At 72.4% G+C, this 10,336-nt stretch carries 8 protein-coding genes; 4 read left to right on the forward strand and 4 right to left on the reverse strand.

Annotation, left to right across the window (positions count from 1 at the left end; translation table 11 throughout):
• Positions 1 to 28: 28 nt before the first annotated feature.
• Positions 29 to 1,180 carry a dihydrodipicolinate synthase family protein gene (locus OO47_RS29950; RefSeq protein ID WP_030210454.1) on the forward strand — a complete coding sequence of 384 codons (1,152 nt, stop codon included), beginning with the start codon at positions 29 to 31 and terminating at the stop codon, positions 1,178 to 1,180.
• Complete coding sequence (locus tag OO47_RS29955) at positions 1,177 to 1,980, forward strand: sugar phosphate isomerase/epimerase family protein (RefSeq protein ID WP_030210458.1); 804 nt, start codon at positions 1,177 to 1,179, stop codon at positions 1,978 to 1,980. Before OO47_RS29950 ends, OO47_RS29955 begins: the two co-directional genes overlap by 4 nt.
• Positions 1,981 to 1,987: 7 nt before the next feature.
• Here OO47_RS29955 and OO47_RS29960 read toward each other — a convergent pair whose 3' ends face one another.
• A complete protein-coding gene (locus tag OO47_RS29960; RefSeq protein ID WP_030210461.1) occupies positions 1,988 to 2,464 on the reverse strand; it encodes a DUF937 domain-containing protein in 477 nt (158 codons plus the stop codon).
• A gap of 99 nt (positions 2,465 to 2,563) precedes the next feature.
• Between OO47_RS29960 and recD2 the strand changes: the two genes are divergently transcribed.
• Both recD2 and OO47_RS29970 read left to right on the forward strand, forming a co-directional pair.
• Positions 2,564 to 4,789, forward strand: a complete 2,226-nt coding sequence (gene recD2 / locus OO47_RS29965; RefSeq protein ID WP_030210464.1) for an SF1B family DNA helicase RecD2 — start codon at positions 2,564 to 2,566, stop codon at positions 4,787 to 4,789.
• A gap of 179 nt (positions 4,790 to 4,968) precedes the next feature.
• Positions 4,969 to 6,258: a citrate synthase gene (locus tag OO47_RS29970; RefSeq protein ID WP_030210466.1), complete on the forward strand. Its 1,290-nt coding sequence runs from the start codon at positions 4,969 to 4,971 to the stop codon at positions 6,256 to 6,258.
• A 429-nt stretch (positions 6,259 to 6,687) separates the two neighbouring features.
• On the opposite strand, the gene OO47_RS29975 is transcribed toward OO47_RS29970, so the two are convergent.
• The 3 genes from OO47_RS29975 to OO47_RS29985 form a co-directional block, all read right to left on the reverse strand.
• A complete protein-coding gene (locus OO47_RS29975; RefSeq protein ID WP_030210470.1) occupies positions 6,688 to 8,952 on the reverse strand; it encodes a heavy metal translocating P-type ATPase in 2,265 nt (754 codons plus the stop codon).
• Between the two features lie 99 nt (positions 8,953 to 9,051).
• On the reverse strand, positions 9,052 to 9,276 hold the full coding sequence (locus OO47_RS29980) for a heavy-metal-associated domain-containing protein (RefSeq protein ID WP_030210472.1): 225 nt from the start codon (positions 9,274 to 9,276) through the stop codon (positions 9,052 to 9,054).
• 49 nt (positions 9,277 to 9,325) lie between these two features.
• A complete protein-coding gene (locus OO47_RS29985) occupies positions 9,326 to 10,027 on the reverse strand; it encodes a TetR/AcrR family transcriptional regulator (RefSeq protein ID WP_051715686.1) in 702 nt (233 codons plus the stop codon).
• Positions 10,028 to 10,336 lie beyond the last annotated feature (309 nt).

A 10,336-nucleotide genomic window follows, 5' to 3' on the forward strand; every position in this document is an offset into this window, starting at 1 on the left:
ACCGCACCGACACCACGGAAGTGACCCGATGACGATCCGCCTCCCCGCCCCCGACGGCGGTCTCCGGACCTACGAGCCCCGCACCGACCCCCTGGCGCCCGTTCCGGCCGGCCCGCCGGTCTCCCGTACGGTCTTCTCCGCCGCGCACGTCGTCGCCGACCCGTACGCCGACACCACCCCCGACGGCCCCGCCGCCGTCGACTGGGACGCCACCCTCGCCTTCCGCCGCCACCTCTGGTCCCACGGCCTCGGCGTCGCGGAGGCGATGGACACGGCCCAGCGCGGCATGGGCCTCGACTGGGCGGGCGCGGCCGAACTGATCCGGCGCTCGGCCGCCGAGGCGAGGGCCGTCGGCGGCCGGATCGCCTGCGGCGCGGGCACCGACCAGCTGCCCCACGGCACCCTGCCGCAGATCCGCGCCGCGTACGAGGAACAGCTCGCGGTCGTGGAGGAGTCGGGCGCGCAGACGATCCTGATGGCCTCCCGCGCCCTCGCGGCCACCGCCACCGGCCCCGACGACTACCTCGACGTCTACGGCCACCTCCTGCGCCAGGCGAGCGAGCCGGTGATCCTGCACTGGCTGGGCCCGATGTTCGACCCGGCGCTCGACGGGTACTGGGGCTCGACCGACCTCGACGCGGCGACGGAGACCTTCCTCGGCGTGATCGCGGCCCACCCGGACAAGGTCGACGGCGTCAAGGTCTCCCTCCTGGACGCCCGGCGCGAGGTCGAGCTGCGCCGCCGCCTCCCCGACGGCGTCCGCTGCTACACGGGCGACGACTTCCACTACCCGGAGCTGATCGAGGGCGACGCACAGGGTTTCAGCCACGCCCTGCTCGGCGTCTTCGACCCGCTGGGCCCGCTGGCGGCGCGGGCGGTCCGCACCCTCGACACGGGCGACACGAAGGGCTTCCGCGCACTCCTGGACCCCACGGTGGCCCTGTCCCGCCACCTCTTCCAGCCCCCCACCCGCTACTACAAGACGGGCGTCGTCCTCCTGGCCTGGCTGGCCGGCCACCAGGACCACTTCACGATGGTCGGCGGCCTCCAGTCCGCCCGCTCGCTCCCCCACCTCGCGCGCGCGTACGAACTGGCCGACGGGCTCGGCCTGTTCCCCGACCCGGCCCTGGCGGAGTCCCGCATGAAGTCCCTCCTCACGGTCCACGGAGTCCCGCGATGAACCCCGACCGCTTCTCGGTCAACCAGATGACGGTCAGACAGCTCCCCCTCCCCGACCTCGTCTCCCACTGCGTCCGCCTGGGCATCCGCGGCGTGGGCCTGTGGCGCGAACCCGTCCGGCAGTACGGCGTGGAGGCGGCGGCCCGGCTCGTACGGGAGGCGGGCCTCGAGGTCACCACCCTCTGCCGGGGCGGCTTCTTCACCTCGGACGACTGGCTCGCCTCCAACCGCGCGGCGGTCGACGAGGCGGCGGCCCTCGGCACCGACACCCTGGTCCTGGTCTCCGGCGGCCTCACCCCGGCCTTCCCGGACCTGCCCGCCGCCCGGGCCCGCATCACGGAGGCGATCGGCGAACTGGCCCCGTACGCCGCGGAACACGGCGTCCGCCTCGCCGTCGAACCCCTCCACCCGATGTACGCCTCCGACCGCTGCGCCGTCTCCACCCTGGACCAGGCCCTGGAGATCGCCGAGCGCTTCCCGTCCTCGCAGGTGGGCGTGGTGGTCGACACGTACCACCTCTGGTGGGACGACCGGGCCCCGGCGGCGGTGGAACGCGCGGCCGCGACCGGCCGCGTCCACTCCTTCCAGCTCGCCGACTGGACCACCCCCCTCCCGGCCGGCGTCCTCAACGGCCGCGGCCAACTGGGCACGGGCGCGATCGACCTCCGCGCCTGGACCGCCCTCCTGGAGAAGACCGGCTACACGGGCCCGGTGGAGGTGGAACTCTTCAACGACACCCTGTGGGCGAGGGACGGGGCCGAGGTCCTGGAGGAGACGCTGGAACGCTTCCTGGCGATCTGAGGCCCCGCTACCTCGGGCCGCCCAGCAGGTCCCCGAGCCCGCCGCCCGCGCCGCCCTTCTTCGCGGCGCGCTTGGTGAGGACCGCGACGACGACGGGGACGAGGAGTTCGACCGCGCGGTTCGCGGTGGCCGGCGGGATGCCGGTGCGCTTCGCGACCGCATGGGCCGCCGGCTTCGCCAGCTTGGCGAGCACCCCGGCCATCAGACCGCCGCTCATCAGACCGCCGAGGGTCGCGACGCCCTGGAGCGGCGGTTCGGGGGAGGCGACCTCGTCCACGGCGGCGCGCACCTCGTCCGCGCTGCCGGGCTCGGCGGCGGCCTGCCGCAGTTCGCCGGAGAGCTCCGCCACCGAGCTGCCCACGACCTCCCGGGCCCCGGCCGCGTCCGTACCGAGGAGCCCGGCGATCTCGTGCAGCCGGTCGGCGCCCAGCTCGTCCAGGACGTCGTCCTGGAAGGAAGGATCCTGGAAGGAAGGTTCACTCATGCCGGAAACGCTACGTTTCATCCGTGCCCCCGGCATCCGGAACCGCGGGTTCTCCACAGCCCCGCCCGCCCTGTCCGACCCCTTCGCTACGGTCGACACATGTCCAACGAGGGTCGCGGTCCGGCAGTGGTCGAAGGGGTCCTGGAGCGGATCACCTATGCCAACGAGGAGACGGGGTACACGGTCGCCCGGGTCGACACCGGGCGGGGCGCCGGTGACCTCCTCACGGTCGTCGGCGCGCTGCTCGGCGCCCAGCCGGGGGAGTCGCTGCGGATGGAGGGCCGCTGGGGGTCCCACCCGCAGTACGGGAAGCAGTTCACCGTCGAGAACTACACGACCGTCCTGCCCGCCACCATCCAGGGCATCCGCCGCTACCTCGGCTCCGGTCTGGTCAAGGGCATCGGGCCCGTCTTCGCCGACCGCATCACGCAGCACTTCGGGCTCGACACCCTCGACGTCCTCGAAGAGTCCCCGGGGCGGCTCATCGAGGTCCCGGGGCTCGGACCCAAGCGGACCAGGAACATCACCGCCGCCTGGGAGGAGCAGAAGGCGATCAAGGAGGTGATGGTCTTCCTCCAGGAGGTCGGCGTCTCCACCTCCATCGCGGTGCGGATCTACAAGCAGTACGGGGACGCCTCCATCTCCGTCGTGCGGAACCAGCCGTACCGGCTCGCCGCCGACGTGTGGGGCATCGGCTTCCTCACCGCCGACCGGATCGCCCAGTCCGTCGGCATCCCGCACGACAGCCCCGACCGGGTGAAGGCCGGCCTCCAGTACGCCCTGTCGCAGTCCGGCGACCAGGGGCACTGCTTCCTGCCCGAGGAGCGGCTGATCGCGGACTCGGTGAAGCTGCTCCAGGTGGACACCGGGCTCGTCATCGAGTGCCTGGGCGAGCTGGCCGAGGACCCCGAGGGGGTCGTGCGGGAGACCGTGCCGGGGCCCGAGGGGACACCGGTCACCGCCGTGTACCTGATCCCGTTCCACCGGGCCGAGCTGTCCCTCGCCGGGCAGCTCCGGCGGCTGCTGCGGGCCGAGGAGGACCGGATGCCGGCCTTCCGGGACGCGCCCTGGGACAAGGCCCTGGCCTGGCTCGCGACCCGCACCGGCGCCTCCCTCGCGCCCGAGCAGGAGGAGGCCGTGCGGCTCGCCCTCACCCGCAAGGTCGCGGTCCTCACCGGCGGCCCCGGCTGCGGCAAGTCGTTCACGGTCCGCTCCATCGTGGAGCTGGCCCGCGCCAAGAAGGCCAAGGTGGTGCTCGCCGCCCCCACCGGCCGGGCCGCCAAGCGCCTCGCGGAGCTGACCGGCGCCGAGGCCTCCACCGTCCACCGGCTCCTGGAGCTCAAGCCCGGCGGGGACGCCGCCTACGACCGGGACCGCCCCCTGGACGCGGACCTGGTCGTCGTGGACGAGGCCTCCATGCTGGACCTGCTCCTGGCGAACAAGCTGGTGAAGGCGGTGGCCCCGGGCGCCCACCTGCTGCTCGTGGGGGACGTGGACCAGCTCCCCTCGGTCGGCGCGGGCGAGGTCCTCGGCGACCTGCTCGCCCCCGGCAGCCCCGTCCCGGCGGTCCGGCTGACCCGGATCTTCCGGCAGGCCCAGCAGTCCGGCGTGGTCGTCAACGCGCACCGGATCAACGCCGGCACGCCCCCGCGCACCGAGGGCCTGCCGGACTTCTTCCTCTTCGCCGAGGAGGAGACCGAGGACGCCGCCCGGGTCGCCGTGGAGGTCGCGGCCCGCCGCATTCCGGCCAAGTTCGGCCTCGATCCGCGCCGGGACGTCCAGGTCCTGGCCCCGATGCACCGGGGCCCGGCGGGCGCGGGCGCGCTCAACGGGCTGCTCCAGCAGGCCATCACCCCGGCCCGCCCCGACCTCCCGGAGAAGCGGTTCGGCGGGCGCGTCTTCCGCGTGGGCGACAAGGTCACCCAGATCCGCAACAACTACGACAAGGGGGAGAACGGCGTCTTCAACGGCACCGTCGGCGTCGTCACCGCCCTGGACCTCGTCGAGCAGCGCCTGACCGTGCGGACGGACGAGGACGAGGAGGTGCCGTACGACTTCGACGAGCTGGACGAACTCGCCCACGCGTACGCGGTCACCATCCACCGCTCGCAGGGCAGCGAGTACCCGGCGGTGGTGATCCCGGTCACCATGAGCGCCTGGATGATGCTCCAGCGGAACCTGCTCTACACGGCCGTGACCCGGGCCCGGAAGCTGGTCGTCCTGGTCGGCTCCCGCCGGGCGATCGCCCAGGCGGTGCGCACGGTCTCGGCGGGCCGCCGCTTTACCGCACTCGCCCACCGGCTCACAGGGGCGGCCCTCGTGTGAAAGATCACGGAGGGGTACCGGAACCGGGGCGAAGGGGGCAGGATATGAAGGTTGGCGGCACTCAGTGCCGCCAATTGGCCCAATGGTCGACCCCGAGTGCACTCTCCTGAGCCAAATGGGGGATGGTAGAGACAGTCAGGGCACCTCGAAGAAGAGGCACTACGTCGGTGAGGGATGACGTGAGCGACAACTCTGTAGTACTGCGGTACGCGGACGGTGAATACACCTACCCGGTGGTCGAGAGCACCGTCGGTGACAAGGGCTTCGACATCGGGAAACTCCGAGCCCAGACCGGTCTGGTCACCCTGGACAGCGGATACGGCAACACCGCCGCCTACAAATCCGCCATCACCTACCTCGACGGTGAGCAGGGCATTCTGCGGTACCGCGGCTACCCCATCGAGCAGCTGGCCGAGCGCTCCTCCTTCCTCGAGGTGGCGTACCTGCTGATCAACGGCGAGCTGCCCAAGGTCGACGAGCTGGCGACCTTCAAGAACGAGATCACGCAGCACACGCTGGTCCACGAGGACGTCAAGAACTTCTTCCGCGGCTTCCCGCGGGACGCCCACCCGATGGCGATGCTGTCCTCGGTGGTCTCCGCGCTGTCCACCTTCTACCAGGACAGCCACAACCCGTTCGACGAGGAGCAGCGCCACCTCTCCACGATCCGGCTGCTCGCCAAGCTGCCGACGATCGCGGCGTACGCGTACAAGAAGTCGATCGGCCACCCGTTCGTCTACCCGCGCAACGACCTCGGGTACGTCGAGAACTTCCTGCGCATGACCTTCTCGGTCCCGGCGCAGGAGTACGAGCTCGACCCGGTCGTCGTCTCGGCGCTCGACAAGCTGCTCATCCTGCACGCGGACCACGAGCAGAACTGTTCGACCTCCACCGTGCGCCTGGTCGGCTCCTCGCAGGCGAACATGTTCGCCTCGATCTCCGCCGGCATCTCGGCCCTCTGGGGCCCCCTGCACGGCGGCGCCAACCAGTCGGTCCTGGAGATGCTGGAGGGCATCCAGGCCAACGGCGGCGACGTCGACTCCTTCATCCGCAAGGTGAAGAACAAGGAGGACGGCGTCCGCCTGATGGGCTTCGGCCACCGGGTGTACAAGTCCTTCGACCCCCGCGCCAAGATCATCAAGGCGGCGGCGCACGACGTCCTCTCGGCGCTCGGCAAGTCCGACGAGCTCCTGGACATCGCGCTCAAGCTGGAGGAGCACGCGCTCTCCGACGACTACTTCGTCTCGCGCAACCTCTACCCGAACGTGGACTTCTACACGGGTCTGATCTACCGCGCCATGGGCTTCCCGACCGAGATGTTCACCGTGCTCTTCGCGCTCGGCCGCCTCCCCGGCTGGATCGCCCAGTGGCACGAGATGATCAAGGAGCCGGGTTCCCGCATCGGCCGCCCGCGCCAGATCTACACGGGCGAGGTCCTGCGCGACTTCGTCCCGGTCGAGGCCCGCTGAGCCGTACCGGTCGAGCCCCGCCGGCCCTTCGCGGCGCCCCGGCACCGAAAGGCCCGGTACCGAAAAGCGAGAAGCGCCCCGCTCCCCGATCCCCCCACGGGTCGGCGAGCGGGGCGCTTCCCATATCCCCGGTGCGGATTCCCCCCACGGGATCCGGGCCGGGCGTCTGCCGGCGCCAGCCGGTGGCTGCGCGGATCGGGCGCGACGCGGTATGCCGGGGTACGCGTACGGGAGGGCCGCTCAAAGCTCCCCGGTGCACGTGCCCCGGCCAACGCTTGCCTGGAACGTCCCCCAAGACATCCCATGAACGTCCCCCAAGACGTTCTCGGCATCGCCCACTTAGACCCACGAACAGCCCAGATGGTTACCCCACAATATCTGTGATCTAGGTCTCGGTGTGAAGGTCCTGTGCGTCACGTGTAAGTGAACTCACGTGAACCTCCGGAGCCGCAGGCTGTTGGACACGACGAACACGGACGAAAAGGCCATCGCGAGCCCCGCGATCATCGGATTGAGCAGTCCGGCCGCCGCGAGCGGCAGCGCGGCCACGTTGTAGCCGAAGGCCCAGCCGAGGTTCCCCCTGATCGTGGCCAGGGTCCGCCGGGAGAGCCGTACGGCGTCCGCCGCGACCCGCAGGTCGCCCCGGACCAGGGTCAGGTCGCCCGCCTCGATGGCCGCGTCCGTGCCCGTCCCCATGGCCAGGCCCAGATCGGCGGTGGCGAGCGCGGCGGCGTCGTTCACCCCGTCCCCGACCATGGCGACGGTCCGCCCCTCGCCCTGGAGCCGCCGGATCACCTCGGCCTTCCCCTCGGGCAGCACCTCGGCGAACACCTCGTCGATGCCGACCTCGTCCGCCACGGCCTCCGCGACCGCCCGGTGGTCCCCGGTGAGCAGCACCGGCCGCAGCCCCAGGGCGCGCAGCCGGGCGACCGCCTCGGCGCTGGTGTCCTTGACGGTGTCGGCGACGGTCAGGGTGCCCCGGGCCACCCCGTCCCAGGCGACGTGGACGGCGCCGGGCTCGGAGGCGGCTGGCGCCTCGATCCCCTCCGCCGCGAGCAGGGCGGCGCGTCCGACGACGACGAGCCGGCCGTCGACCGAGCCGCGCACCCCGAGCCCGGGGACGTTCTCGAAGGCCTTCGGCACGGGCAGCGGGCCGCACCGCCCGGCGGCGGCCTCCGCGACCGCGCGGGCCACCGGGTGCTCGGAGGAGTGCTCCAGGGCGCCCGCGAGCCGCAGCAGCTCGTCCTCGTCGGCGCCCTCGGTGCCGTACGTCCCGCCGTACACCCGGACTCCGGTGAGGCGCATGCGGCCGGTGGTGACCGTGCCCGTCTTGTCGAGGACGACCGTGTCGATCCGGCGGGTGGACTCCAGGACCTCGGGGCCCCTGATCAGGATGCCGAGCTGGGCGCCCCGGCCGGTGCCGACCAGGAGCGCGGTCGGGGTCGCGAGGCCCAGGGCGCAGGGGCAGGCGATGATCAGGACGGCGACGGCGGCCGTGAACGCGGCCGTCGGGTCGTCCGTGGCGAGCAGCCACCCGACGAGGGTGCCGAGCGCGACCAGGAGCACCACGGGCACGAAGACGGCCGAGACGCGGTCGGCGAGCCGCTGCACGGCCGCCTTGCCGCTCTGCGCCTCCTCCACGAGCCGCGCCATCCGGGCGAGCTGCGTGTCGGCGCCGACCCGGGTGGCCTCCACGACCAGCCGGCCGGAGACGTTGACGCAGCCGCCGGTCACGGAGGAGCCGGGGGCGACGTCGAGGGGCAGCGACTCGCCGGTGAGCAGGGAGGCGTCGACCGCCGACGCGCCCTCGGTCACGGTGCCGTCGGTGGCGATCTTCTCCCCGGGGCGTACGACGAGGAGGTCGCCGGCCCGCAGCGCGGCGACGGGGACGCGCACCTCCGTACCGTCCCTGAGGACGGCCGCGTCCTTGGCGCCGAGCTCCATCAGGGCCCGCAGCGCGGCGCCCGCCTTCCGCTTGGCACGGGCCTCCAGGTACCGCCCGAGCAGGATGAAGGTGACGACCCCGGCCGCGACCTCCAGGTAGATCGCGGAGGAGCCGTCGGAGCGGTCCGCGGTGAGGTCGAAGCCGTGCCGCATGCCGGGCATGCCCGCGTCGCCGAGGAAGAGGGCCCACAGGGACCAGCCGAAGGCGGCGAGGGTCCCGACCGAGACGAGGGTGTCCATGGTGGCGGCGCCGTGCCGGAGGTTGGTCCAGGCGGCCCGGTGGAAGGGCAGTCCGCCCCAGACGACGACGGGGGCGGCGAGGGTGAGCGAGAGCCACTGCCAGTGGTCGAACTGGAGCGGGGGGACCATGGCGAGCAGGACGACGGGCGCGGAGAGGACGGCGGAGACGGTCAGCCGCCGGCGGAGGGGGACGGGCCCGGGATCTTCCGGGTTCTCCTCCGGGGCCCTTCCCGGGGTTTCCTCCGGGGCCTCCCGCTCCGGGATTTCCTGTACGGGTACGGGCTCGGGGGCCGGTGGCGGGGGCTCCTCGGCGGTGTAGCCGGTCTTCACGACGGTGGCGATCAGCTCGCCGGCCGGGAGGTCCGAGGGGTGCTCGACCCGCGCCTTCCCGGTGGCGTAGTTGACCGTGGCGGTCACCCCGTCCATCCGGTTGAGCTTCCGCTCGACGCGGGCGGCGCAGGAGGCACAGGTCATGCCACCGATCGTCAGCTCGGTGATCGTGGACGTCATCAGCGGTTCCAAACGGGAGCGGGGTCGTACCGGGCAACGGTACGACCCCGCGGGACGCCGGCGGTCCGGCGGTCGGACCGGCCCGTGGCCGGCCTCCGGTCAGACCAGCTCGTAGCCGGCCTCGTCGACGGCGGCGCGCACGGCCTCGCGGTCGAGCGGGGCCGCGGAGACGACGGTGACCTCGCCGGTCTTGGCGACGGCCGTGACGGAGGTGACGCCGGGGAGTCCGGAGATCTCGCCGGAGACGGCGCCCTCGCAGTGCCCGCAGGTCATGCCCTTGACCTGGTAGACGGTGGTGAGTTCGGTCTGCGTCTCTGCGGCCATGGCGTTCTCCTCGTAGGGTTCGGAGCCTTACGGAACCGAGCTTATACCCCTAGGGGGTATGAATTCCACTCGTGCGGGGTCGTGTCGCGCCGGGGTCCGCCGCGTCGGCCGGCACCCTGACCGACCCTTCGGCCGACTCCCCGACCAGGGGGGAGAGGTAGCGCAGGAGGAGCGTCTTCAGCTCGGTGACCGTGGCGTCCCGCTCGGGCCCCTCGGGCGCGGCGAGGACGAGGTCCAGGCCCCCCTTGAAGGCGGCGAAGGTCATCCCCGCGATCCGGCCCCGCTCGGCGGCGGAGAGGGTGGGCGCGTAGTGGCCGATCACCTCCCGCACCCGGGCGAGCAGGGTCCTGTGCAGCTCGTCGTGCTCCTCGGCGATCCGGCCGGGGACCTCGGAGCCGTGCATCAGGGCGAGGAAGGCGGGATTGGCGCAGTTGAACTCGATCAGCGGGTCCACGACCGCGTCGAGCATCTCGGGCAGCGGCAGGGCGAGGTTCTCCGCCGTGAACGCCTGGCCGTGGGCCTCCCGCATGTCGTGCAGGAGGCGTCCGCCCAGCTCGATCGCGATGGCCTCCTTGTTCGGGAAGTACTGGTAGAGCGTGCCCGGCGAGACGTGCGCCTCACGGGCGATCGCGTTGGTGCTGGTCGCCGTGTACCCGTTCGCGCAGAAGACGTCCGCGGCGGCCTGGAGCAACTGCGCGATGCGGCGCTCGCCCCGCGCCTGGCGGCGGCGCGGCTTCGGTTCTTCGGACATGGCCGTCCCCAGCCCTCCTCTAACCCGTTTGACAAATGCGAGTGGTCGCTCGCATTCTTGAAAAACACGAGTGGTCGCTCGTGTTTGCCAGTCTATGGCAATGGGGGACCCGTGCGTCCTGCCGGGAAGCGTGAGCGCACGGGTCAGGTGAAGGGGACACCGCGTCATGGCCGAAGTCAAGGAAACAGCACCCGGCGGGGCCGGTGGCGGGGGAGAAGCACCAGGTGGGGGCGGGTCCGGCGCCGGGAGGGGCGGGGAGGCCGACGCCCGGCCCGGGAGCGGCGGGGGACCCGGAGGACGGGGTGGCCG

This window comes from Streptomyces bikiniensis (assembly GCF_000716625.1).
Lineage (GTDB): Bacteria > Actinomycetota > Actinomycetes > Streptomycetales > Streptomycetaceae > Streptomyces > Streptomyces bikiniensis.